The sequence below is a fragment of the Flavihumibacter profundi genome, from assembly GCF_020076305.1.
GTDB lineage: Bacteria > Bacteroidota > Bacteroidia > Chitinophagales > Chitinophagaceae > Flavihumibacter > Flavihumibacter profundi.
The window spans coordinates 1332232-1358126 of the sequence record NZ_JAIQXE010000001.1 but is presented as its reverse complement, the minus strand read 5'-3'; the positions used below and the strand labels follow the sequence as shown (position 1 = coordinate 1358126).

The 25895-nt window shown below is 41.9% G+C and carries 25 protein-coding genes; 18 read left to right on the top strand and 7 right to left on the bottom strand.

The window, feature by feature from the left end:
• The first annotated feature begins 6 nt into the window (after positions 1 to 6).
• The 6 genes from hisF (at position 7) to LAQ65_RS05825 (ending at position 4600) form a co-directional block, all read left to right on the top strand.
• Positions 7 to 765 (top strand): imidazole glycerol phosphate synthase subunit HisF, encoded by a 759-nt coding sequence (gene hisF / locus LAQ65_RS05850; RefSeq protein ID WP_224116008.1) that lies wholly within the window; start codon positions 7 to 9, stop codon positions 763 to 765.
• A gap of 28 nt (positions 766 to 793) precedes the next feature.
• Positions 794 to 1390 carry a bifunctional phosphoribosyl-AMP cyclohydrolase/phosphoribosyl-ATP diphosphatase HisIE gene (gene hisIE / locus LAQ65_RS05845; protein WP_224116007.1) on the top strand — a complete coding sequence of 199 codons (597 nt, stop codon included), beginning with the start codon at positions 794 to 796 and terminating at the stop codon, positions 1388 to 1390.
• Between the two features lie 13 nt (positions 1391 to 1403).
• Positions 1404 to 2486 (top strand): TlpA disulfide reductase family protein, encoded by a 1083-nt coding sequence (locus LAQ65_RS05840; RefSeq protein WP_224116006.1) that lies wholly within the window; start codon positions 1404 to 1406, stop codon positions 2484 to 2486.
• Positions 2487 to 2678: 192 nt separating this feature from the next.
• A complete protein-coding gene (locus LAQ65_RS05835; protein WP_224116005.1) occupies positions 2679 to 3167 on the top strand; it encodes a GyrI-like domain-containing protein in 489 nt (162 codons plus the stop codon).
• A gap of 11 nt (positions 3168 to 3178) precedes the next feature.
• Positions 3179 to 4228 (top strand): SMP-30/gluconolactonase/LRE family protein, encoded by a 1050-nt coding sequence (locus LAQ65_RS05830; RefSeq protein WP_224116004.1) that lies wholly within the window; start codon positions 3179 to 3181, stop codon positions 4226 to 4228.
• Between the two features lie 78 nt (positions 4229 to 4306).
• Positions 4307 to 4600 carry a hypothetical protein gene (locus LAQ65_RS05825; protein WP_224116003.1) on the top strand — a complete coding sequence of 98 codons (294 nt, stop codon included), beginning with the start codon at positions 4307 to 4309 and terminating at the stop codon, positions 4598 to 4600.
• 23 nt (positions 4601 to 4623) lie between these two features.
• Here the strand turns inward: LAQ65_RS05825 and LAQ65_RS05820 are convergent, their stop codons facing one another.
• The 3 genes from LAQ65_RS05820 to LAQ65_RS05810 are packed head-to-tail and all read right to left on the bottom strand — an operon-like array spanning position 4624 to position 10383.
• Positions 4624 to 6015 (bottom strand): efflux transporter outer membrane subunit, encoded by a 1392-nt coding sequence (locus LAQ65_RS05820; RefSeq protein ID WP_224116002.1) that lies wholly within the window; start codon positions 6013 to 6015, stop codon positions 4624 to 4626.
• 1 nt (position 6016) lies between these two features.
• On the bottom strand, positions 6017 to 9229 hold the full coding sequence (locus LAQ65_RS05815) for an efflux RND transporter permease subunit (RefSeq protein WP_224116001.1): 3213 nt from the start codon (positions 9227 to 9229) through the stop codon (positions 6017 to 6019).
• 5 nt (positions 9230 to 9234) lie between these two features.
• A complete protein-coding gene (locus tag LAQ65_RS05810; protein ID WP_224116000.1) occupies positions 9235 to 10383 on the bottom strand; it encodes an efflux RND transporter periplasmic adaptor subunit in 1149 nt (382 codons plus the stop codon).
• A gap of 206 nt (positions 10384 to 10589) precedes the next feature.
• Between LAQ65_RS05810 and LAQ65_RS05805 the strand changes: the two genes are divergently transcribed.
• Complete coding sequence (locus LAQ65_RS05805) at positions 10590 to 10994, top strand: hypothetical protein (RefSeq protein ID WP_224115999.1); 405 nt, start codon at positions 10590 to 10592, stop codon at positions 10992 to 10994.
• Positions 10995 to 11002: 8 nt separating this feature from the next.
• Here the strand turns inward: LAQ65_RS05805 and LAQ65_RS05800 are convergent, their stop codons facing one another.
• On the bottom strand, positions 11003 to 11977 hold the full coding sequence (locus LAQ65_RS05800; protein WP_224115998.1) for a YitT family protein: 975 nt from the start codon (positions 11975 to 11977) through the stop codon (positions 11003 to 11005).
• Positions 11978 to 12357: 380 nt separating this feature from the next.
• Here LAQ65_RS05800 and LAQ65_RS05795 point away from each other — a divergent pair, with 380 nt between their 5' ends.
• The 5 genes from LAQ65_RS05795 (at position 12358) to LAQ65_RS05775 (ending at position 15776) form a co-directional block, all read left to right on the top strand.
• Complete coding sequence (locus LAQ65_RS05795; protein ID WP_224115997.1) at positions 12358 to 12726, top strand: O-methyltransferase; 369 nt, start codon at positions 12358 to 12360, stop codon at positions 12724 to 12726.
• Between the two features lie 93 nt (positions 12727 to 12819).
• Positions 12820 to 13833 (top strand): DUF3500 domain-containing protein, encoded by a 1014-nt coding sequence (locus LAQ65_RS05790; protein WP_224115996.1) that lies wholly within the window; start codon positions 12820 to 12822, stop codon positions 13831 to 13833.
• A gap of 235 nt (positions 13834 to 14068) precedes the next feature.
• Entirely contained in the window at positions 14069 to 14515 is a 447-nt protein-coding gene (locus LAQ65_RS05785) for a DUF1572 family protein (RefSeq protein WP_224115995.1), read from the top strand.
• A gap of 333 nt (positions 14516 to 14848) precedes the next feature.
• Positions 14849 to 15373 carry a YceI family protein gene (locus LAQ65_RS05780; protein ID WP_224115994.1) on the top strand — a complete coding sequence of 175 codons (525 nt, stop codon included), beginning with the start codon at positions 14849 to 14851 and terminating at the stop codon, positions 15371 to 15373.
• A gap of 7 nt (positions 15374 to 15380) precedes the next feature.
• Complete coding sequence (locus tag LAQ65_RS05775; protein ID WP_224115993.1) at positions 15381 to 15776, top strand: hypothetical protein; 396 nt, start codon at positions 15381 to 15383, stop codon at positions 15774 to 15776.
• Between the two features lie 16 nt (positions 15777 to 15792).
• Here the strand turns inward: LAQ65_RS05775 and LAQ65_RS05770 are convergent, their stop codons facing one another.
• The 3 genes from LAQ65_RS05770 to LAQ65_RS05760 are packed head-to-tail and all read right to left on the bottom strand — an operon-like array spanning position 15793 to position 19068.
• The gene (locus LAQ65_RS05770; protein ID WP_224115992.1) at positions 15793 to 16902 is read right to left on the bottom strand and encodes a D-TA family PLP-dependent enzyme; all 1110 of its coding nucleotides are present in this window, start codon (positions 16900 to 16902) and stop codon (positions 15793 to 15795) included.
• A gap of 5 nt (positions 16903 to 16907) precedes the next feature.
• Entirely contained in the window at positions 16908 to 17945 is a 1038-nt protein-coding gene (locus LAQ65_RS05765; RefSeq protein WP_262901404.1) for a dipeptide epimerase, read from the bottom strand.
• 55 nt (positions 17946 to 18000) lie between these two features.
• Positions 18001 to 19068 (bottom strand): DUF1611 domain-containing protein, encoded by a 1068-nt coding sequence (locus tag LAQ65_RS05760; RefSeq protein ID WP_224115991.1) that lies wholly within the window; start codon positions 19066 to 19068, stop codon positions 18001 to 18003.
• Between the two features lie 215 nt (positions 19069 to 19283).
• Between LAQ65_RS05760 and LAQ65_RS05755 the strand changes: the two genes are divergently transcribed.
• The 6 genes from LAQ65_RS05755 to LAQ65_RS05730 all read left to right on the top strand — a co-directional run bounded on the left by LAQ65_RS05755 (position 19284) and on the right by LAQ65_RS05730 (position 25891).
• Positions 19284 to 19898 carry a DUF1349 domain-containing protein gene (locus LAQ65_RS05755; protein ID WP_224115990.1) on the top strand — a complete coding sequence of 205 codons (615 nt, stop codon included), beginning with the start codon at positions 19284 to 19286 and terminating at the stop codon, positions 19896 to 19898.
• Positions 19899 to 19914: 16 nt separating this feature from the next.
• Positions 19915 to 20622, top strand: a complete 708-nt coding sequence (locus LAQ65_RS05750) for a hypothetical protein (RefSeq protein ID WP_224115989.1) — start codon at positions 19915 to 19917, stop codon at positions 20620 to 20622.
• A gap of 21 nt (positions 20623 to 20643) precedes the next feature.
• A complete protein-coding gene (locus LAQ65_RS05745; RefSeq protein ID WP_224115988.1) occupies positions 20644 to 21045 on the top strand; it encodes a hypothetical protein in 402 nt (133 codons plus the stop codon).
• Between the two features lie 2 nt (positions 21046 to 21047).
• Entirely contained in the window at positions 21048 to 22211 is a 1164-nt protein-coding gene (locus tag LAQ65_RS05740; RefSeq protein WP_224115987.1) for a serine hydrolase domain-containing protein, read from the top strand.
• A gap of 448 nt (positions 22212 to 22659) precedes the next feature.
• Positions 22660 to 24663 carry a glycoside hydrolase family 97 protein gene (locus LAQ65_RS05735; protein ID WP_224115986.1) on the top strand — a complete coding sequence of 668 codons (2004 nt, stop codon included), beginning with the start codon at positions 22660 to 22662 and terminating at the stop codon, positions 24661 to 24663.
• Between the two features lie 844 nt (positions 24664 to 25507).
• Positions 25508 to 25891: a VOC family protein gene (locus LAQ65_RS05730; RefSeq protein WP_224115985.1), complete on the top strand. Its 384-nt coding sequence runs from the start codon at positions 25508 to 25510 to the stop codon at positions 25889 to 25891.
• The last annotated feature ends 4 nt before the right edge of the window (positions 25892 to 25895 follow it).

Sequence of the window (25895 nt, the reverse complement as noted above, 5' to 3'; positions counted from 1 at the left end):
TATGTTATGCTAACTAAAAGAATTATACCCTGCCTGGATATCAAGGATGGCAGGACAGTTAAGGGAACTAATTTTGTAGACCTGCGAGATGCTGGTGACCCGGTTGAACTGGGTCGCCTGTATGCTGAACAGGGGGCCGATGAACTGGTCTTCCTGGATATTACCGCTACGGTAGAACGGCGCAAGACGTTGAGTGAATTGGTTAACAGGATCAGTCACCAGATTAATATTCCATTTACAGTAGGTGGTGGCATTAGCAGTGTTGAAGATGTAAGGTTGCTTTTGCAGAATGGTGCAGATAAAATTTCTGTAAATACCGCTGCTTTCAAGAGGCCCGATTTACTGAAAGAACTCGAAAAAGACTTCGGCAGCCAGTGCGTGGTACTGGCTATAGATACCCGCCAGGAGGCTGACGGAGAATGGTATGTTTACCTGAACGGCGGACGTACTCCTACCGGCAAAAAATGCATGGAATGGGCAGAAGAAGCTGTGGCGCTTGGTGCCGGGGAGATATTACTAACCTCTATGAACCATGATGGCACCAAGAAGGGATTTGCTATCGACATCACCCGGCGGCTTGCAGATAAGCTGTCCATTCCCGTTATTGCCAGTGGGGGCGGCGGCACAATGCAGCATTTTGTAGATGTTTTTGAACAAGGTCATGCTGATGCTGCCCTTGCAGCCAGTATTTTCCATTTTAAAGAAATTGGGATACCCGATTTAAAGGAATACCTGCACCAAAAGGGAATCAGGGTGCGGCTTTAAGGCGAGGAAATAATTGTAAATTTGTACTATGAAAGTGGATTTTGCAAAATTTTCGGATGGACTGGTTCCTGCTATAGTGCAGGATAACCAGACCCAGAAAGTACTGATGCTGGGCTTCATGAACCAGGAAGCACTGAACCATACCGAGTCTACGGGTAAAGTGACTTTTTACAGTAGATCGAAGCAACGTTTATGGACAAAAGGTGAGGAGAGTGGACATTTCCTTGAAGTGAAATCTATAGCTTCAGATTGTGACCACGATACCCTGCTGATTAAGGCGCATCCACTGGGACCAACCTGCCATACCGGCGCAGATACCTGCTGGAGCGAAAGGAACCACCCCGAGAATTTCCTTTTTTACCTGGAGGATATCATCAACTTACGCAAACAGGCTTCCCCGGATCAATCGTATGTATCAAAGTTATTTTCCGGTGGCATCAATAAAGTGGCACAGAAAGTGGGTGAAGAAGCAGTGGAAATGGTGATTGAAGCTAAAGACAATAATGACGAATTGTTCCTGAACGAATCAGCTGACCTTCTTTTTCATTATTTGCTTTTACTTAACGCCAAAGGCTATAGCTTGCAGGATGTGATTGATATTTTAAAAGACCGTCATTCTAAATAACCGTAACCTGGTCATGAAAAAATTGTATTACCTATTACTGATATGTATACCAGCAATTGGCTTCGGCCAGATGGGAAAATTTGAAATCAAGGGAACAATAACAGGACTTACCGATAAAAGTAAAGTTTACCTGACAGACCCGGATAATCCAACAGATACTATTGCCCGCACCATATCTGATAAAAACAGTTTTATTTTAAAAGGTGAGTTGCCCGAAAGCAAATTATACAATATCTCTTTTGTGCCAGGGGGGAAGAAGGGGTTGGTATTTCTGGATAATAATAAGATTGGGATGCAGGGCGATATCAGCAAGATCCAGCAACTGGCGCTGACCGGTTCCCCCGCGCATGCCTCTTTCGTTGAATTTCAAAAGATATTTGACCCCTTCTTCAAACATTATGCACAACTAAGTGAAGCTGCAAATAAGGCCGGCGTAAATGACAGCCTGATGCAGGCATATAAAAACCTGGTGAGCCAGTTGGCAGACGCAGGTGATACATTCGCACTGAAACATAAAGACCAGAATATTGCACCATTTATGTGGGCAACCATTATGCAGGTTGTGGAGGATATTGGCCGTGTGGAGAAAAGTTACCTGGCAATGACGCCTGAAGTGCAGAACAGTTTTTATGGCAAATATCTTTCAGACCGGATCGCAGAGAAAAAGATCGGTAGTATTGGTTCTCCTGCACTGGAGTTTATACAAGCCGATACCAGTGGCAGACCGGTGGCTCTGTCTTCCTTCCGTGGCAAGTATGTATTGGTTGATTTTTGGGCAAGCTGGTGTGGTCCCTGCCGCCAGGAAAACCCGAATGTGCTGGCTGCGTATGACCGTTTCCGGGAGAAGAATTTTACAGTGCTTGGTGTATCGCTCGATAATAACCGCGACCGCTGGATCAAGGCTATTGCTGACGATCAGTTGAAATGGACACAGGTTAGTGATTTGCAATACTGGCAAAATGAAGTTGCTGTTAAATATAAAATCCAGACCATACCACAGAATTTATTAATTGACCCCAATGGTGTAATTGTTGCGAAAAACCTTAGAGGCCAGGATTTGCAGCAGAAACTCTGCGAGTTATTGGGATGCAATTAATCCGTAATTAGCAAAACCGTTTTTTAACCCTTGATGGGACAATGCCCGCGAAGTATTTTGCGGGCATTGTTGTGTGTTTGAAATGTATATATCCTGTGTAATGGTCCCAAAAACCTCAATCCGGACCCTTTGAAAGCGCTATATTTTTATAGGAAAGGATTTGCTATATTGAAGGTAGATTTAAGTTATAATATGGAACCCAGGATTGAAGATATTGCCAGTAAGAAATTAGTGGGGAAACACCTGCAAATGTCCCTTTCCAATGACAGGACATTTGATCTTTGGCGGTCTTTTATGCCGGAACGGAAAAAAATTAAGCATAGCCTGGGACCTGATTTAATTTGTATGCAGGTATATGACTATTCAACACGCCAAAATAATTTTATACCGGATTCTCTTTTCGAAAAATGGGCCGTTGTTGAAGTTTCAGAATTTAAGGAAATCCCGGATGGTATGGAAACTTACAACCTGCCCGGAGGATTGTATGCAGTTTTTAATTATAAAGGCACCCCGGATATGTTCGCAGGTACAGCGCAGTATATTTTCGGGACCTGGTTACCGCAGTCTGAGTATGAATTGGATACCAGGGAGCATTTTGAAGTGCTAGGGGAAAAGTACAGGAATAATGACCCCGATTCAGAAGAGGAAATCTGGGTGCCTATAAAGATCAAACAAGGATAACAGCTTCAAATATGAAATATGTAATATTATTTTGCTCACTAGCTGCTATAGTTACCTGTTTTGGTTGCCATACCAAACCTGTCATAAATAAGGAAGCCAGTTTGGCAACTCCGGTTACACCATTAGGTAATATTGAAATTTTTGATAGCAGCGCTTTGACAGCCATCGATAGTACCGCCAAAATAGAATTTATAGCAGGGAATTTCAATTGGTCGGAAGGTCCCGTCTGGCTTGCACAAAAGCAGGTATTGTTATTTTCCGATGTGCCGGAGAATAAAATATTTCAATGGAAAGAGGGTGATTCAGCCAAACTTTTTTTAACCCCATCCGGTTACACCGATACTGTGAAAAGGGAGGGGGAAATCGGGTCCAACGGTCTTACACTAGATAATAACGGAACTTTATTGTTATGCCAGTCGGGCAACAGGGTGGTAGCGAGGCTGAATAGTTCGCTGGATGCGCCAGCTCCTGTATTTACTGTAATTTCAGCGAACTATAAAGGAAAGAAGTTTAATAGTCCGAATGACCTTGTTGCCGACAAAAACAGCAATATTTACTTTACTGATCCCATATATGGTTTGCCACAAGGTGCAACGGATCCAAGCAGGGAATTGAATTTTGAAGGGGTGTATAGAATTAATACGGATGGTAAAACGCAGTTGTTAATTGATTCTATTTCGCGTCCCAATGGCATAGCACTATCCCTGGATGAAAAGATATTGTATGTCGCCAGCAGTGATGACCAGCATCCCCGATGGTATGCTTATAAACTCGATGATAAAGGCGCTATAAAAAGTGGCGGCATATTATTCGATGGCACGATGGCCAAACAGAAAGCTATCGTAAAGCAAGGGGCCGATGGGATGAAAATTGATAAATGGGGAAATATTTTCAGTGCCGGTCCTGATGGCTTAAATATCATTTCCCCAGATGGAAAACTGTTGGCTTTAATACGGATTTACGGGCGCAGGGCATCTAATTGTGCGTTCAACGAAACCAAAGATATCCTGTTTATTACTGCTGATGATATGGTTCTGAAGGTTAAGTTGCACGGCATCTAAACTGAACAACCAGTATCCATGGCTACAACCAGAAACCGTTTAAAAAAATAACTTTAGGAATGCAAAACCTGGGATGAAATGAAAGGTAATGGTTCCAATACGTTTCATAGTCTGACCGGTCCTTATTTCTTTGGCTCCGGCGATTGTAGCATTTTATTGCCTGATAACCACGGTAACCTGGTAACCGGATTTACCGTTGCCAGGTATCCCGTCATGATTGGTAAAGTCAAAACAGACCGTATTATAAAATTCGATGGTAAGAAATATCCTTCTAATCCCTCTAACCAACCTGCACTTAAAGTAATTCCAGGAGATGGTCATTTAAGGGCTTTGAATTTTATTAACGAACCTTATCCATGGTTCGCCTTTTAATCATAAAAACGTTTTGGCGCCGGCTATTTCCAACCACCTCCCAATGAACGGTAAAGTTCTACGTTTGCATTTAATAGCTGCCGTTTTGTGTCTAATACATCCAACTGGCTCTGTAATGCCGTAGCCTGTGCGGTGATCACATCAAGGTAATTGGCCATCCCGCTTTTGAATAAAAGCATTGCATTACGTGTCACATTTTGCAAAGTTTCAGCACGGGCTGTAGCTACCTCGCTTTGGGTTTTTAATTTTTCGACACTGATTAATGCATTTGAAATTTCTTCAACAGCAAACAAGACAGATTGCCGGAACTGTATGACGGCCTTTTCCCTTTCAATTTTCGCTATTTCATGTGCCGTCTTTAATTCCTTTCGATGAAATACTGGCTGTGTCAGAGATCCGTTCAACAGGCCGAATAATGATGCTGGTATACTGAACCAACTGCTGAATATTAATGAATTTAAACCGCCGCTGGCTGTTATAACAAGGGAAGGATACATGTTTGCCTGAGCGATACCTACCCTTGAATTCGCAGCCTGTAATGCTAATTCGTAGGCTCTGACATCAGGCCGGTACTTGACCATTTCAACAGGTACCCCTGAGGAGAATTCATCCGGGACATTAAAATCATTGAGTTTTGCACTCAGCTGAATGGCGGATGGAAGCTCCCCTGATAAAACGCGAAGTGCGTTTTCCTGGATAGTGATTTCTTTTTGAAGGGCTGGTACAAGTAATTCAGCTGCCTGCTTCTGGGCATCAGCCTGCTGCACAGCAAGCGCATTTACCTGTCCGGAAGTATATTGTAACTTTATAATGCGCAGTGTGCTATCCCTTAAGGCCAGGTTTTTTTCTGACACGTCCCGCTGTGCGTCAAGAGAAAGCAGGTTGTAGTAGCCCTGTGCCACTTCAGCTACTAACCTGGTTTGCACAGCTTTTTTGACTTCCTCTGTTTCCAGGTAAGTTGACAAGGCCGCTTGTTTCCTCATCCGTATCTTGCCCCATATATCGGCTTCCCATGAAAGGCCAACTCCTGCACTATAATTTTCAATATGTGTCACACCTAAATTACTGTTCAGGCTATTGTCTGAAAACCTGGATGTGCTTGCTGTTATTTGTGCATCTACATCCGGCCAGTATCCGAGCTTTGACTGTTTCATCAGTTGGTCTGCTATCTCAATATTCTTAATGGCCAGTTGCAGGTCGTAATTCTTTTTTATAGTGCTGTCTATTAATTGTTGAAGCAAAGGGTCATTAAAAAATTGATGTAAAGGTGTTTCACCCAGGCTTGCTGTATCAGCAGATGTCCTGGCATCCCTGTATTGGACAGGCAGGTCCAGGGCAGGTTCGGTGTATTTTTTTCCAACCGTACAACCACTGGTAACAACCAACAACATGGCTATATATACATAATTGTTCATCTTAATGGTTTTTCGCGTCATGTTCTCCGGCTAATTCAACATGCTGGTGTGCATGGTTGCTATCGGCTTCTTCATGTTGTTTCCTGGGCGGGGATATTTTCTCCTGCAGGTTTTGGAATAGTATAAACAGGACAGGAACAATGAAAATTCCCAAAAGAACTCCCGACATCATGCCTCCCGCTGTGCCTATACTTACGGAGTGGTTGCCATTTGCAGAACTTCCTTTTACATTCATTAGTGGTATTAAACCGGCTATGAAAGCAAAGGATGTCATAAGGATGGGACGCAATCGGAGTGATGCGCCTTCCAGCGCCGCTTCTATGAGGGAATGACCTCCTTTCCTGCGTTGCAATGCAAACTCAACGATCAATATCGCATTCTTGGAAAGTAACCCAATGAGCATGATCAGGCCGATCTGGACATATATATTATTATCCAGGCCGGCAGCCCGTATTGCTAAAAAGACACCAATAATCCCGGTTGGGATAGACAGGATAACAGCCAATGGAAGAATATAACTTTCGTACAAAGCAGCCAGCAGGAAATAAACAAATACTATTGACATCACAAAAATGGCCAGCACCTGGTTGCCTGATTCATTTTCTTCTTTGCTGAGGCCTGTCCATTCATAGCTGTATCCCACAGGAAGTTTTTTAGCCGCAACTTCTTCAACAGCTTTTATTGCATCGCCTGTGCTAACTCCTTCTTTGGGACTTGCATTCACTGAAATGGAATTATACATGTTATAGCGGTTAATGGTTTCGGGACCATAAACATGTTTTAGTGTCACAATGGAATTTACTGGAACCATTTCACCCCTTGTATTCTTTATAAATATACCATCGAGGGAAACCGGTTCAGCCCGGTAAGGAATATCAGCCTGAACAAAAACCCTGTAATACTTTCCAAAAAGATTGAAATCCGTTGCCTGCATACTTCCATAATAGGCCTGTACTGTCATCATCAGGTCACGTACATTTACACCCATTTGTTTTGCTTTCAGGTTGTCTACTTCAATTTCCAATTGCGGATAATCTGCTTTAAATGTTGTTAATGCACTTCCGATCTGTTTTTCTTTGGCCAGGTCAGACACGAATTGATCCGCAACTTCACCGAACTTCTTAAAACTCCCGCCAGTCCTGTCCTGCAAAACAAATTCAAGTCCATTGAAGTTTCCAAATCCGGGTAATGTTGGAAAGGTAAAAGCGAAAACAGACCCTTCCTTGATAGGAGATAATTTCTCATTAAAATGAGTGACCAGGTCATCGATCTGTTTAATATCTCCCCTTTCTTTAATGGGTTTCAGGTTAATGAATCCTGTGGCAAATGAAGAACTGTTATTGAATCCAAATGGATTTAAACCCGAGATGGTTACCGTTGAATTGATGGCTGTCTGATCTTTAAGCAGCTCTGTTGCATTTGCCAGTGTTTTTGTCGTCCTGTTTAATGATGCCCCGGGTGGAAGTGAGAGTCCGAACACCACAAAATTATTGTCCTCATTGGGTACAAATGCCTTTGGTGTGGAACTCATCAGGTACACCGAGCAAATGGTAATAATGGCCAGACCCAGTAAAGTGATCCATTTGTGCAGGACAAGGAAATGCAGCCCCCTGATGTATTTTTGGGTCAGTGCTTTAAATCCGTTGTTGAAGGCATCAAAGAAACGCTGCACGGGTCCTTTATGCACAACAGTTGTTTCGCTTCCTTCTTCGGTATGCTTATCCTTTAGCAATAAAGCGCAAAGGGCCGGACTCAATGTTAATGCATTCACTGCTGAGATCAGGATAGCCACGGCAAGTGTAAAGGTGAATTGCCGGTAAAAAACACCAGTGGAACCTTCCAGGAAACCGGCAGGAAAAAATACTGCAACCATCACCAATGTAATGGAAATAATAGCATTGGTTATTTCGCCCATGGTAGATACAGTGGCAGGCAGCGCAGGCAAATGTTTCCTTTCCATTTTACTATGGACGGCTTCCACAACTACAATGGCATCATCCACTACAATGCCTATCGCAAGTAATAATGCGAATAAGGTCAGCATATTAATGGAATAACCCATCAGCTTCATGAAAAAGAAGGTGCCGATCAGTGATACAGGAACTGCGATGGCCGGTATTAGCGTTGATCGTAAATCCTGCAGGAAAATGATAACCACAATGAACACCAGCAGGAACGCCTCAATCAATGTTGTCTTCACCTGGCTGATCGATTCATCAAGCTGTGTTTTCGTGCTGTATAGCACATTATATTTAACCCCTTTGGGGAATGATCGCGCGGCCTTTTCCATCATTGCAGAAATGGCGATCTGGATCTCATTGGCATTTGAACCCGCCATCTGGAAAATGCCCATGGCTACACCATCCCGTCCGTCAGCTTTATTTTCATTTGAATAGGAAGCGGCGCCGAATTCAATACGCGCAATGTCCCTGAGGTAAAGTGCAGAACCATCAGGGTTGGATCGAATTACCAGGCTTTGGAAATCTTCAATTTTATTTAGTTTGCCCTTATATTTTATGGCAAATTCCATAGCTTCTGCGGAATTTTCCCCGAATTTTCCAGGGGCCGCTTCAAGACTCTGGTCCTGTATAGCAGCAAGGACTTCCTGTGGGGAAAGGTTATATGCTGCCAGCTGCTGTGGATTCAGCCAGACCCTGATAGCATAATCCTTGCCGCCAAAGATAAATGCATTGCCTACCCCGGGTATTCTCTTGATTTCTGGTAAAATATTTATCCTGATATAGTTTTGCAGGAAGGTTTCATTATATAACTTGTTGTTTTCGCTATAAACTTCCATCACCATGATCATGCTGTTCAGCTGCTTTGATGTGGAAATACCCGCCTGCACAACCTCTGGTGGTAAAATTCCCGTCACCTGAGCCACCCTGTTCTGGACATTCACCGCAGCCTGGTCAGGATTTGTACCTAGTTTAAAGGACACCGATATGGAAGCTGATCCGTCATTGTTGGCGGAAGAGGTCATGTATGTCATATTCTCCACCCCGTTGATGGCTTCCTCCAGGGGTACAATAACGGATCGGGATACCACTTCTGCATTACCCCCGGGATAAAAAGCATTTACTGATACCTGTGGCGGAGCGATTTCAGGGAACTGTGTAAGTGGTAAATTGAAAAGTCCGATTAACCCCAGCAATACTAGTATGATGGATATGACTGTGGCCAGTACAGGTCTTTGTATGATTTTTTTCAGCATAAGGATTATTGGCCAGGTTTTGGAGTTATGCGTGTTCCTTCAGTTAGTCTTTCCATTCCTTCAGTCACAATTTTATCACCCGGTTTTATCCCTTCCTTTACAATATAACTTGTGCCTGCTTTGTCCATTACAGAGATGGACTGCCGTTTAACCAGGTTGCTGTCTCCTAAGAGATACACAAATATTTTGTCCTGCTGGTCCATCGTTGCAGATATGGGAACCAAAAGAACAGAATCCATATGCTCTTCCATCCTGACCTTACCGGTATTGCCCGACCGAAGCAGTTTTTCAGGATTAGGAAAAGTGGCGCGTAAGGTAATGCTGCCCGTTGTCTTATCAAACTGGCCATTAACAAGATTGATTTTTCCTTTGTGGGAGTAAGCCGTACCATTTGCCAGGATCAGGGTAACCGGCCTTAGCTTGTTTATCATATCCTGGGTTGAAAGGCCCTCTCTTTGCTGGTTAAGACTTAAAAATCCTGATTCACTGAGGGTGAAATAAGCATAGATTGAATCTATGTCTGATAAGGTGGTCAGGCCCTGCGGGTCATTTCTGCTAACCAACCCACCCAGGCGCTTTGGGATCCTGCCAATAAAGCCATTTACCGGTGCTTTGATCAATGTAAAACCGAGATTGATCCGGGCTGATGAAACTGCCGCCTTTCCCTGTTCGACAGATGCCAGGGCTGCATTGTAGGCTGCCTGGGCAGATTTTAGCTGGATATCTGAAATAACCTTGTTTTCCACAAGGGGGGTCAGTTTATCAATTTCAATTTGCGCCGCGTTCATGTGGGCCTCGGCAACATGCAGGTTGGCTATTGCCGTATTCAATTCTTCTCGGTACACTTTATCGTCAATCCTGAATAAGGACTGGCCGGCTTTCACATAAGCCCCTTCATCAATAAGAATACCATTAAGATATCCATCCACCTGTGCCCTGATGTCAATATTTATTTTGCCTTCAAGTGCAGCAGTATAATCCTTGTATGTGGTTGCTGAATCCTGGGTGATTTTTAATACCGGCAAAACAATTGACTCTTTCGATGATTCCGGTTTGGGGGCCTGGCCTGAACCACAACCATGGGATAAAATTGCCCAAAAAACCAGCAGGGAATATCCTGCACCAGGGAAATAGAATCGCTTATATAGACACATGAGCAGTCAGTTGGTTGTTAGTAAAAATAAAATTATTGGAAGTTGAATTAGGAGGTGAACCCTAAAATGCAGGCTTTCAAATGAATGCGGATAATTTTCCGTCGGACTAAAACACCGGAAAGATAATATTTTTTTTAATTAGCGGATGTCAAAAGCCTTAGTGCAACGGATGCTGAAATTTAATTGTCTGGTTATAAACCGATGGTATGAATCGATTTCTGTTATTTACAGTAATCCTTGCAATTTCTTTTTTTTCCTGTAAAAAGTACAACACCAGCCCCGTTCAATTGGAGGATGGGATATATTCCGGTACTTTTCAGCGGCTGGTTAATGGATACGGCCAGGTTTCAAAAGTAACATTGACTTTCTCCAGGGGTATATGGACCGGCGAAAGTGAATTTGCAAAATACCCCGCCTTATGTCATGGGACTTACAGCCTTGATCAGAATGGCGTTATTTCCTTTGTAAATGATTGTGTATTTACCGCTGAATTTGACTGGTCACTTATATTATCCCATCAATTTTCCTTGAACAGGGAAGGAGATAGCATCTCCTTTTCGAGGTCGCCGATGGTAAATTATACTGATATATACAGGTTAAAGAAACAATAACTAATCCATCAATGCGCTAAACGACGTTTCTTGATCATTCCGCCTTTCGTATCTTTTACTGTGTTCATCACCACAAATGCCGTAGGTTCAATTTTTTCAATTTCCGTGTTCAGCTTATTCAGTTCAAGCCGGGTAACTACAGTATAAAGAATATCAGTATAGAAGGTTTCACCTTTCTTTCCAAATCCTCTTTTTCCAGAATAAACGGTTACCCCTCTTCCTAATTTGTGGATGATCATTTCCCTGATTTCTTCACTATGTGTAGAAACGATAGTTACACCAATATACTCTTCAATACCTTCAATGATAAAGTCCAGGGTTTTGGATGCCGATAAATAAGTGATCATCGAATAAAGCGCTATTTCAACAGACAATAAGTAAGCTGCCGCAGAAAAAATGACCACATTGATAAGTATGATAATATCCCCGATGGTCGTTCCGAATTTGCGGCTAAGGTAAATCGCCAGCACTTCCGTGCCGTCAATCACAGCCCCGCCACGAACAGACAGGCCGATGCCGGCACCAAGGAAAAATCCCCCGAATATCGCCACCAGTAAATTGTCTTTAGTTATATCGGGAAAACTTACCGTAGCAACACATAATGCGAGTCCCACTATAGCCAGTGCAGTTTTTACCGCAAATTGTTTTCCCATTACTTTGTAAGCCAGAATAATAAAGGGAATATTAATGGCAATAATTAACTGGTATAAAGGGATATCTGTTAAGACAGAAACAAGCAGTGAAATGCCGGTGGCCCCCCCGTCTATGAATTTATTTGTCAGTAAAAAACCTTTAAAACCAAAGGAAGCAGATAAAATTCCCACTGCAATAAGGAGGAAATCCTTTATATGGTGTTTTGTGGTAATCATAAAATTCCGGTATCCCTTGGCCAGCTGAAACTCGGAATATGATGTATCGTCTTTTGATTTTGGGGTATGCTTAAGCGTTGTCCGGATAATTATTTGTGTCCATAATGGATTCATAATATGTTTTATATGGTCATAAATATGGATTGGCAGTGCTTGTATAGCCCATGCTGTAATTATGCAATAATAAGCAGTATCCTTAAAAAAAGGGGAAGAGCGGCGAGTACATAATGTTAAAGCTGGCATATTGATTTTTTCAGTATATTATTTATCTTAAGAAAATTGTTTCTATTAAAAGAACAGATGCATTGTTATTTACAGGTACTTGCATTGGCCATACCATATTCTGTAATTCAAATATGGCCTGAGAACCAATAACCAGCCAGCATGAAAATGATGTCTGAAAATACATTCAACCAATGCAGGAAGAAATAAGGTAATTATTACCAAAATCTTATCTGGAAATTGATGCTGCAACGATAGCTGAATGGTTTTCCATGGTTTCTGATATTCTCACCTGTTCTTTACTGAAGACCCCGACTGCTGCAAAGGCTGGTAGTGAATTCCTGGAACTGGAAACAGGTAAGGGATTATCCACATCCTGGATCTTTGATGGAATGTCTCCTGATTCAACCCTGGCTTTAGTTGATAATGATTCCCGGTTTTTGGCTATTGCTGAAAAATACCTTTGCAACGACCAACGGCTGTTGCTGGTAGAAGCTGATCTAATGGATGATATGCTTCCGCAACCCAACTGGCCGGAAGGCCAAGCAGAAAAAGCCAGAATACCTGTTGCAGGCCTGGAAGAAGGGATGATTTTGAGCCGGCCATATTTGTTTGGGCTAAAGGAATCATCATTGCCATGAAACGGTGAAATTCCCTTGCAAAAAGGCGGTAAGCTCACCGCATTAATCAGGTTTTAGTTATAAATTGAGGGCAAGCCCATATAATTAATCGACATGAAACTTTTTTTACTTCTACTATTAGCGCCTATTGCCTTATTTGCCCAAAAGGAGATCACCAGTTCCGGCTCTGCACAGGGAGCGGCTTTCGTGAATTCCCTTACCGATGCGCAAAAGAGCAAAGCTGTTTTCCGCTTTGGGGAAATGAACCGGTACGAATGGCATTACGTTCCGCCTACCATGTTAGGCCGCACCGGTCTTGCGATAAAAGACATGGAAAACAGCCAGAAAGAAAAAGTATATAGCTTGTTACAGGCTTTCTTAAGTAAGGAAGGCTATGACCGTACTAAGAATATAATGGATTTTGAATATTTATTAAAAGAATTACAGCCTGATAATCCGAACCGAATCCCCGAGAATTATTTCATTTCCATTTATGGAACCCCCGCTATTGAAAGTGTATGGGGTTTTAAATTTACGGGTCACCACATAACCCTGAACTTTACTATAGTAAAAGATAAACTGTCATTTGCCCCTGTCTTGTTTGGTGTTTATCCTGCTAACGTGCAGGACGGACCGAAAAAAGGCACAAGGCTCCTGAAGGAAGAAGAAGACCTGGGTTTTGAATTAGTGAATTCATTAGACCAGTCGCAGAAAGAAAAGGCCCTGATTCAGTTAGAGGCTTTCAGCGATATCCTTACTACCAATGCCATGCAGGTGGGACCCTTGAAGCCCGATGGTATATTGGCACGGGATATGACCACAGCACAGAAAGTGCTGCTGAACAAACTGATTGTTACCTACCTGTTACCAATGCCTCCATTGATTGCCCAAAACCGGATGAAAAAGATCACCGCTGAAGATATTGATGCTATCCGCTTTGCCTGGGCTGGTGGTACACAACCCGGTAAGGCACATTATTACCATGTACAGGGAAAATCATTTTTGATTGAGTTTGACAATACCCAGAATAACGCAAACCATATTCATGAAGTGTGGCGCGATTTTAATGGTGATTTTGGCGAAGACCTGTTGAGGGAGCATTACCATAATTCACCGCACCATCATTAAGCCATGACCATTAATGCCCAACTCGTTCCATGGTTTTCTGTTTGGAGTAGTCAAAAGGCAGTTGGAAGGCCCTGATGGGATATTGTAGCCATGCTTTCCAACGATGCCCCTGGATTTAGGATGGGTGGTGAATCTCCCGAATATGATAATTTTAGTCCGGTAACCCTGGGGCATCAATGGAGGTTAGCCGACTTGTAGATAGATGAACTTATTTTGCAAAACATCAGATTAGTATATGTTGATTGAAATTATCAGGACACTTATCAATCGCGACCTGCATAAATTGACAGCAGAAATTTCTGCATATCGCAATGAATCAATTATCTGGAAGGTTGATAATAGTATTTCCAATTCTGCCGGGAATCTTTGTTTGCACCTGGTCGGGAATCTAAATACCTATATCGGTGCCGAAATCGGGAAAACAAACTATCTGCGGAATCGTGACCTTGAATTTTCTTTAAAAGATATTCCGCGCAGTGAATTACTGAAAAAAATTGGCTACACAATTCTTATGGTTAATGAATCCCTTGATAAGTTGAATGAAGAAGACCTGCAAAAGGAATATCCTTTGAAGGTATTTGAGAAGGAAATGTCCACTGAATATTTTATGGTACACCTGGCTACGCATTTATCGTACCACCTGGGCCAAATCAATTACCACCGTAGGTTGCTGGATGCCTGACTTTAAAAAATCACAACTATACACTAATATGTGATAGGGTTCATGCTGTTCATTTCAGGAACTGCATCCCTGGCGGTATCGGCAAACCCGGCCGCCGGATTGCTCTTCCCTGAACTTTTCCAATGGTATTGTTCTGCCGCATTACCCAAGTACCTGCCATTTCACCCGCAAGTGCGGAAAAATAATTTTTAGCAAGTTCCGTTTTTTACAGAACCTTTCATCTCGGAATTTTACCGATTTGGCTGTTAATTGTCGGGGTTAACCGCATTTCTGCAAGGGTGAAATCAAAAAATATTAGTTTGTACCAATATTATTTATTTAAAATATTACGGCATGAAAAAATTGATTTACCCACTTGCTGCAACCTTGCTTATTGTGGCTTCCGCATTTACAGTGAAACTGGCACAGGACTGGAAAATCGGTGACAACTATTCCATTAAATTTTCTGGTGGTGATCCATCAGGTGAATTTAAAGGGTTGAAAGGTGTAGTGAAGTTTGATCCTAATGACCTTGCAGGCTCGAAATTTGACGTTACCATTGATGTGGCGACAATTAATACAGGAAATGGGATGAAAAATACACATGCCAAAAGCGCCATGTGGTTTGATGCCGAAAAGTACCCGGTAATTAAATTCACCTCATCCTCAATAGTTAAAACAGCCAGCGGATTTGAGGCAAAGGGTACAATTGATATGCATGGTGTCCAGAAAGAAGTGGTTATCCCTTTCGTATTTGAAGCCAATACTTTTAAAGGCAGCTTTGAAGTAAACCGTATGGACTATAATATTAATACCGCTGAGCCAAACCACGGAGCGCAGAAATTCACCCTTGATATTACTGTTCCTGTTACGAACTGATAAATATATGTATAAGAAGATATTTCAACAGGCTTTCGTTGCCAGTGTATTGGCCGCTTTGGCGGGAATAATATACAACAGGATATATTTTTTCGCAACGGAAACGGATTATTCCCGCGTGCTTAACTGGAAGAGCATAATTGGGATAAGCGTTTTAGTATGTATGGTATTTTCATTCATTTATTATGGACTGACAAGATGGTTGAAAACCAAAGGAGAGATCGTATTTAATTTTATCTTCTCTATCCTCAGCTTTGCCAGTATCATGGTTCCGTTGAGCATTAGCTTACCATTGGAAGTGAAGTTCCCGGAATTATTTCCGGGGCTTGCAGTTCCAATGGTATTCTTTCCGGCATTGGCCTGGTTTACAGTGCGGCCTTTGTTCAGGCATCAGTTCCATTGATTACCTGCTGGCCGCCTTAAATGGTGATCTTCCTTTTCCTTGCAATAACCGACCAATCTTCCACCCACTTGTTATCCCGTATTATATTGGCGGTATCGTATAAAGCTACTGTCGGGCATACATGGTAAGGTATTCCGTACAGGACATCACCTACTTCCAGTTTATCCCAATCCTTCACTTCTGCCACCAGGTGTTCTTCACTTTGCATTTTTATGGTGTAATCGGAAAGGTTCAGGAATAAAACCCGCTTGTCTATTGGATTTTCTGACCCTACGGATTTGTGCCCGAGGTCAGTAGTAATATAGCCTGGTTTCGGCTTCGAAATGATCCTGGTTAACAGCACCGCTGCCCATTGTACCGGTAATTCCGGCACAGTCTTCGAATATCCCCAATCCCATAGCAGGGTAGTACCCGGACTGCAATAAAAATTTTTTCGCATTGCCGCAGGCGTGAAAGTTGGGGAGCCTCCGGTTATGATTTCCGGCTCAGGAAATCCTGCTGCTGTAATTTGACCCATGAGTGAATATACCGGTTCAAAGAACTGGTTACTTTGCTGGGTTCTCTGCTCTACTTCATTGTTGCGAATATGTCCGTCATATATATGAAGGCCTTTTAGTTCAAGGCTTTTTATGGCGGATATTTCCTGGTAAACTGGAAATGTATATTCATCCAATAAAAGCCCGGTCCGGTTGAACCCATTATTTATATCCAGGTAGGTTTCTCCTTTTAAACCCTGTTTTTCAAAAGCTGCAGCCAGCACCTTTGCTGATTGCAGGTTGTCAACTAAGGAACTAATCCTGGCATTCGGGAATAATTGTACAAGCCTGATAAACCGGTCAATTTTAGGGCCGGTAAGCTGGTATGTCATCAGCACCCAGTTAGCCCCAGCAGTAAGGCACATTTCCAATTCTGCAATGGTGGCGCATTTAAATCGTTCAATGCCGGCTGCAAGTTGCATTTGAATGATCTCACTTGTTTTATGGGTTTTTACATGGGGCACCAATCGGCTGGCATCCCCGCCAACCCATTTAATCATAGTGGCAATATTTTGTGCTACGCGATCGGGATAGATCAACAGTGCCGGAGAGTCTACCTCGTTAATATTTGTTGCTTCATACCAGTTCATACTGCTTATAATTTTTTATATCCAAAACCAGCGCCATCGCTTGTTCGCATGGCACCATTTTCTAAAATAAATCCGCCGGTTACAAGGTCTTCTGCAAGGTCCAGGCTGCCATCCAAATCAAGATAGCAGGTATTCTCACAAGCCAATGCTGCATGCAGGGCCGCTGTAATGCTTACAATACTTTCATCAAAACATCCCCAGAATAAATCAATTCCTGCAGCCCGTGCAATCGTTGCAATTTCAAAAGCGCCTGATAGGCCTCCGCATTTCATCAGCTTGATATTAAATATCCCGCAGGTTTTGGGAGGCAGGGCTAAAGATAATGCTGAACGTGCATCTTTCAGGGATTCATCACAGGCAATATATTCCCTGGTCGCTTCAGGCAGTCGCTGCATTTCCGCTTCTGTTCCAACAGGCATCGGTTGTTCGACCAGTTCAATCACAACTGATTTTGTGGCTTCCACAAAGGCAATGGTTTGCTGCGCAGTATATCCCTGGTTGGCATCCACCCTTATTTTAAAATATTCCCCGAATCGCTCCCTGACTTTTATGCAGCGTTCAATATCTTCATCCAGGTTAAGGCCTGTCTTTATTTTTAGTATTGTAAATCCCATTTGTTTGAATGCACTTGCTTCCGCCAGGGTATCTTCAACATTCATAATGCCAATAGTTACTGATGTTGGCAGGGAATGTTGCCGGCGGCCATAAAAATCTACAATGGGTATGCCCAGTAATTTTCCAAATGCATCGTGCAATGCGATATCAATGGCTGTTCTTGTTGCAGAATACCTTGGGAATAAGGCCTCGCTTTCAATAATCATTTTCCTGAAGGCCCTGATATCGCGGCCAACAAACTGCTGCATTGCGTCAGATTGAAGGTTAGAAATGCAATCATCAACTGATTCCCGGATCACATGAACAGATGGACTGGCAGCGCCGATACCCGTAATGCCATTGTCGAGTGTTATTTCCAGGAAAACATTTTCAACCGATGAAGTTGTTTCGAAAGCAATTGTATATGGCTTGGTAAGGGCCATATTCATACGGAAAGCATTTATTTTACTGATTTTCATAATCTGCGCTGCTCTCAGGGTAAGGTTAGTGTTTTTGGATCAGGGCCTGCAAAACTGGCAATAAGCTTTCCACACCGTCCTGCAAAGGAAGTATAACTGGAATGCCTGATCGACGGGCATATTCCGCCTGGAATTTCCTGGCTTCTTCTTCGCTGCAACCTGTGGTATTTATTGCGAGTGCTATTACAGTTGAGCCATATTTATTGATTAATTCTATTTCACTTTCAACCGTAGGAATCCTTCCCCAGTTTTGGTCGTAGTCAAAGTATTCCCGCTTGGGCTCATGTATTAAAACCACATGGCGGGCATTTCCGGAAACCATGAATTCTGGTCCGCAGGGCCCGCTTGGATTCCTTAAGGAAGATTGGCCTTCCAGTAAAATAAGGTCTGTTTTTTCATTTTTGTAGGCCGAAAGAATGGCGTATTCCAGTTCACCGGTTACAAAATCATTCAGCGTTGAATCAAATATAAAACCATAGCGGTTCCCCTGCATCCAGCCAGTTTGGCCGGTATAGATCATCTCCGTGGTGAGTCCTGCTTTCCTGCAGGCATCCCTGATCAACCGGGCGGTTGTTCTTTTGCCCATTGCGCAATCCATTCCTAAGACGGCAATGATGGGGCAAGGGACTTGGAAAATTTCTGCCGTCCAGAAATGCAGGTTGGCCCTTTTTTTGGGTTTCCTCACATCAATCAGGATGGCTCCGGATGCAGCAGCCAATGCTGCCATTTCCGGCCGTTCATTCAGGTAGTCATGCAACCCGTTAACTATAGAGATGCCCTCCTTAAGGGCAAGTTGAACAGTATCAGCAAGGGCAGGAGGAAGTACGCCGCCAACTGTTGCCACACCAATAATGCAAAAATCGGGTTTGGGCAATTTAACCAGGGCTTCTGCAATGGTAGCCATTACAGGGATCGACCTGTGGCGGCCATCCAGCACTTCTCCTGCATCCCGCCCGGCATGTTTCGGATCAATTACTGCGGTAATTTTAAATCTTTCTGAACCTCGTAAAAGGCCATGGGTGGTCTTGGCATCCGATTCCTGTAAGAGTCCACCGCTGAGTATAAAGGCTGTTCCTGAAATATCCGCATCCATTAATTCCGGTTTTATAAAAATTCATTGTTAAGGTAGATCAATTACCCTTTTAAAGTATTCCCCTGAATGGTGAGAAAAAGAAATATTTTCGGTTTTGAAATTGGATTTCTACCCAAGGGCAATGTTATTGAATTATTAATGCAATAATTATCGTGAAAAATAAATTCTTCCGATTTTTGGTGGTATTCTTATTCATCCAGCTTAATCAGGATCATATGAAGGCGCAAGTTCCCGATTCTATCAGTTTTGCACCCATTCCCCATAAACTTTACTGGAACAACATACCTGCGCGTTTTTCTGTTTCCGGCAACAGCCTGACTATTGAAGCCGGTGAAAAAACCGACATGTTCAGGGATCCCAATGTTACCTATAATACTGACAACGCACCAAAACTGCTTTTTGAACCTGATAACGATTTTGTTTTGGTCGCATCAATTGAGCATGCCTTCAATTATAAGTGGGATGGTGGTGCTATCGTATTAATTAGCGATAGTGTTCACTGGATCAAGTTCTGTTTTGAGAAGGATTATACAGGCGCCCACAGGGTTGTGAGCGTTGTGACCAATGATTTCTCCGATGATTGTAATTCTGTGGAAATTCCTTCCAATAAAGTGTTTTATAAAATGGCCAGGGCTGGTAATGTTATTACTTTATATTATTCCATGGATGGTATAAAATGGTTCCTGGTAAGGCATTTCCAGTTTGATGCGAAACCCGGGTTTAAAGTGGGTTTCCTGGCGCAGTCACCAACCGGTCCGAAATGCACAGTGAAAATTGCCAACGTGAAATACCAGGCAAAAAAAATAAAGGACCCTTATTTGGGCGAATAATAAACAGCATTCTTTCATGCATATATTAGCTAAACATATCATTCCTTTTACAGGCATTTTTTTCCTATACTCCTGTAGCGTTGTAGAAAAATCATCAAAACATGGCTTTAATAGTAATTACTATAACCTGAAATCCGGCGATAAAAAAACCGATAAAGTGTATGTTGATGTTTCCGGTGATAATGTTACGGTGTATAAACCTGCTGAAAACTTTTTGGATAATAAAGTATTAGCAACTATCTCGCTTGCCGTTTCTGATAGCCTTTGTCACTTTCCCATGAAGTTTATTAAGAAAAGCCTGGATATTGATATTACCAGCAACCTGATGAAATTCCGACCTGGTATTTATGGGCTTCCGGCTCAACTGACAGTTGATTTTAATGCTGCTTTATATGCAGGATGGCGTCATGATACCTATTATATAAATAGTAAAATGAATCCACTGGGTAAATGCCAATATGAGGTAATTAATAGGGGCTATGATTTTGGTTTTTTTTTAGGCCCCGGCACCGCAACAGTTAGTCCTTTTTCCACACGAAATGCGGTATCAAATGAATATAATGGCATGATCATACAATATGGCCTGGCTGGATTCATTGAAACGGATGTGGCGAGTTTCGGGATTTCTACTGGTTTTGATTATTTATTGAGTTCCGATAGGAAGGTTTGGATTTATAACAATAAACCCTGGATAGGATTTATAGTAGGCATTGCACTGAATTGAGTAATTAGAATAAAAAGAAAAATGAACACTAGAATTATCTTAACCTTAAGTGCAATCCTGCTTGCAGTTGTCGGTATTAGCCTGAGTTTTCTCCCTGAAGAAATCAGCCATTTTTTGGTGGTGGATAATTCGCCAATATTTCATTTGTTACTGCAAATAACAGGCGCCCTTTTCTTTGCTTTTGCTATGCTTAACTGGATGGCAAAGGGGAGTATTATTGGTGGTATTTATAACAGGCCTTTGGCAGTGGCCAATTTCACCCATTTTGCTATTGGTTCCCTGGCTTTGTTAAAAGCTGTACTCAGACACCACGATTTGCCTTCTGCTATTTGGGCGATTACTTTTGGGTACTGTCTTTTAGCTGTATTATTTGCTAGAATATTATTTCGCAGTCCTGCTATAGAAAAAAATGCTAATACCTAAATATGATATGTAATCGAATTCTCAATATACTACTGCTATTTCAGGTGCTTTTTTATAGCAGTTCAGCCTTTTGCCAGCAGGATTATTATCCTGATCAAAACTGGCAAACAAAAAAGCCTGCAGAAGTAAATATTGATGCCCACTGGCTGGATAGCGCTGTTAAATTTGCACTTAACCATGAAACAAAAACCGATTACGACCTTCGCATTGCTAACTTGAAGGCCTATGCGAATGAACCGAATTATACCATTGTTGGTCCAACAAAACCAAGAGGCAAACCTGCCGGACTTATATTGCGGCATGGCTATATAATTGCGCAATGGGGTGATATTAATAGGGTGGATATGACTTTTAGCGTAACAAAAAGTTTTCTATCTACGGTGGCTGGCCTTGCCTTCGATAGCAAATTGATTCAAAATATAGATGATAAGGTGAAATCCTATGTTTGGGATGACCAGTTTGAGGGTGAACACAATTCAAAGATTACCTGGAGGCATCTACTGAACCAGAGTTCAGACTGGTCAGGATGCCTGTTTGGACAATGCGATTGGGCCGACAGGCCTCCAAAATCAGGTGGAATCGACGACTGGAAGAACCGCAAGCTACTTGAACCAGGTACACAATTCGAGTATAATGATGTTAGGGTGAACCTGCTGGCTTATTCACTTTTACAGGTTTTCCGAAAGCCGCTGCCTGTTGTTTTAAAAGAAAGAATTATGGATCCTATAGGCGCATCATCTACCTGGCGCTGGTATGGCTATGATAATTCCTGGATAAATATCGATGGCATTATGATACAATCGGTAAGTGGCGGCGGTCATTTTGGCGGCGGTTTATTTATTAGTGCCCAGGATCAGGCACGGTTTGGACTCTTATTCTTAAGAAACGGAAAATGGAAAAACCAACAGGTAATTTCATCGAATTGGGTAAATGCCGTTAGTATAGGATCGCCTTCGAATAAATCATATGGATTGTTATGGTGGACAAATAGGGACAAGGAATTTGCCGGCCTGTCCTCAGAAATTTATTATGCTGATGGCTTTGGTGGAAATTATATTGTCATAGACCAGCCAAACGATATCGTAGTTGTGGCAAGATGGCTGGAACCAGATAAATTGGGCGACTTTTTAACAGTAATCAATAAAGCAATTCAAGGGGGAAGATAGTCATCCGGCTGATGTTGAACTTGTAACAACCATTCCGGAATAATTCACTATTCAGGCGGCCTGGCAATGTTGTCACCTCAGCTTGCCTGTCACAGGCAACAACACATCTCTTTGCCCGATACCCGAGCCTTTTTCCCCCAAGGACCAGGAATTTTAAATGATTTTATACATAATTCGTTTACTGTTTATAAATAATTTCCTGATAAATTATTTGCATTAGGTATCCCTGGAAAAAGATAATGCCGGATGATTTCATAACGGGGAAAGCAAGACGCTGTAATAAGAGCTATTCGCTTCAGTGAAAAGCAGATCAGGCTGACTATTAATCTGACTTTTAATTGTTAACTTATGCATTATATTTTCAATGTCATATATGTATAGGGCAAAGCAAAGAAAATGCAGCATTCCATATTTTAAATTAAAATTTCTTGACACTAAATAGTACTCAATGAAAAATTCAAATCTGAGTAATACCATTTGCTGTATTTTTCTCCTGCTTTTTACATTCCAGACATCAAATGCAACCGACAAATTGATCTCATTGACTTCTCCTGATAAAAGAACTGAAATGAAGATTTCCATTAGCGAAAACATTCGTTATTCAGTTCTTCGTGATGGGAAAGTTTTGATAACCCCTTCTTCCATATCCATGACATTAAATAATGGAGAAGTTTTGGGTGCAAAACCACAGGTTTCAAATCTTAAATCCAATACGGTAAATAGGACGATAAATACATTTTATGGAACAAATTCCGAAGTTCAGGATAATTATAATGAGCTTGTTATAAAATTTAAAAACAATTATTCGGTTAGCTTTCGTGCCTATAATAATGGGGTAGCGTACCGGTTTTTAACGAATATCAACAGTGAAATAATAATAAAAAACGAAGAGGCTTCTTTTAATTTCAGTAATGACCCTAAGGCCTATTTCATTATGGGGAAAAAGGAAGATTATTTATACGAAGAAAACTATCTCCACCTTCCAATTTCTAAAATCGATTCTGGCAGAGTTGCCATATTACCCATCAATATTGAGTTAGATAAAGGACCGATGCTATCAATTACGGAATCAGACCTGATTGATTACCCTGGAATGTATTTATCGGCTACAGGAAATAACCTGCAAGGTTCGTTCAGACATTATCCATTAAAATTTGATTTTGAAAATACCTATTGGTCTGTAAGCATAAAAGAAAACGCTGATTACATTGCTAAGACCAATGGTGTGCGAAGTTTCCCCTGGCGGGTAATCATGATTTCAGAAACAGAAAAAGAATTACTGAAAAATGAATTGGTGTACCTTCTTGCGTCAGAACAAAAGAAGGAAACAGATTTTTCATGGGTCAAACCCGGTAAAATAATCAATGATTGGTGGGATGCAATTTGGGTGCCCGAAACACCTCAGGAGGTAATTCTTTCGGGTGTGGATTTTAAATCCGGAACTAATTTTGATACCTATAAATATTATATTGATTTTGCAGTTCAGCACCATATCGAATTTGTGAATGTCGATTATGGGTGGTGTGACCCGCTTGATTTCTCTAAAATCCATCCGAATCTTGATCTGCAAAAATTATTAAAGTATTCAAAAGAAAAAAACAAGAAAATTATATTGTGGTGTGTGGCAAGAACACTTTATAAAAATCTTGATGAAAATATGGAAATGTTTGAAAAATGGGGGGTTAGCGGATTGAAAGTTGATTTCTTCGAACGTGATGATCAGCAAGGAATTAATGACTACATTAGAATTGCGGATGAAGCTGCTCGTCATCACCTGGTACTCGAATACCATGGTGCTACAAAACCTACTGGATTATCAAGGATGTACCCAAACCTGCTTACCTATGAGGCTGTTCTGGGTTCGGAAAGCGACAAATCTGACTTCAGGGCAAATCCAATTCATGATGTGACTATTCCATTTATGCGAGGAGTTTCTGGACCATTTGATTATGGCCCGGGTGCAATGTTTAACGCTTCCAAACGAAGTTATTTCCCTGTCGCAGACCATCCAATGAGCCAGGGTACAAGATGCCATCAGCTTGCCATGTACGTAATCTATTATTCACCCTTACAATTCATGGTTGATGTTCCAACTAACTATAATAAAGAACCAGAATGTCTTGATTTTTTAGCATCTATACCTACTGTGTGGGATGCAACTAATCCTCTTGAAAGTAAAATCGGCCAATACATAACCATTGCAAGGAAGAAAAACGATACCTGGTTTGTAGGTTCTATGACCAACTGGGATGAACGCACCCTTAAAATAAAGTGTGATTTTTTAGATAAGAAAGACTACCAGGTGGAAATATTTCAGGATGGTTTAAATGCAAATTTGAACGGCATGGATTATAAAAGAAATGTGGCAACAGTGAAACAGAATGATGTGTTGACAATTCATCTTGCCCAGGGTGGAGGCTGGGCTGCAAAATTTATTCCAGTTGAACAATAAAGTCAGGAATTTTCCCAATAGTCCATAATCACGAAGGCATTTTCTCAGCAATTCCGGTATCATTGGCATGGGTTTCGTTTCTGGCGGGTTTATGTTTACAGAGCAGCACATATCCAGGAACCTTCTTCCTGCTGCTACGAAGCGAGTTTACCCAGGCTATTTTTCAATTAACACTGACAGGGGAGGTTTCTGCAACGACCCAACCTGGCCAGGCCACACGGATAAATTGGCGAAGGCATTAATCAAAGCATTTTGGCACAAGGACCATTTCGGGTAGTATGTCCATCCGGAACATGGATTGGTCGACTCCCACGTTTTTTCCGACGTGAACTTGGCTGCGGTTGCGTTCGACCTTGTCGATAATCAAAGATTTGGAAAACTCTGGCCGCGTTTGATCGGGGATCCGGCCTTTTGGGCAGGTAACATGCCCTTACAGACCATTACTAAGCCATTGGCTTAAGAAAGCTGGGAGACCAGCATATCCGAGGGCTGCCGAAGGCGAAGGTTATTAGCGCTAACGATGTCACTTTAAGCCCGATGGTTCCGTATCGGCAGATGGATCGCTTAAATATTGTGGGTACGCGGCTGTACTGGTGCGGGTAGTGTTCTCCAACCAACAAATCTTCCTGGCCCCGGCATGAAAAGTCGATTCGCAGCCCGCGGCAGACTGACTGAAGCCCTAAAAACAGCCGAAATCACCGATTCTGATATTTTGGGGGAACTGCTTAATTACCCTGAATTTTATAATCATTTCTGTAAAATAACTTTCCCTGCTTGTCCAATCTTTTTAATTCCATTCGTCATAAACCTTATTAACATTCATTAATTATTTAAACCTAAAAAAATGACAGCAAAAGAAAACATCCTTAATTGGTTTGAAATATCTGTTTCAGATATTGCCAGGGCGAAAAAATTCTATGAAAGCATTTTTGGGATAGAACTGAACCAGCAGGAAATGATGGGTATGCAAATGGCTTTTTTCCCCAGTGAAGATATGAACGGAAAAGTTTCCGGTGCCCTGGTGCAGGGTCCAATGAATAAACCAAGTGCGGATGGAGCGAAAATCTACCTGAATGGCAATCCTGATTTGGCAAATGCCCTAGGAAAAGTGGAACAGGCAGGAGGGAAAGTCTTAATGCCCAAAACAAAAATCAGTGATGAAGTTGGCTTTATGGCTTTCTTTTCTGATACTGAAGGCAATACAGTAGCATTACATTCAAACCATTAATTCA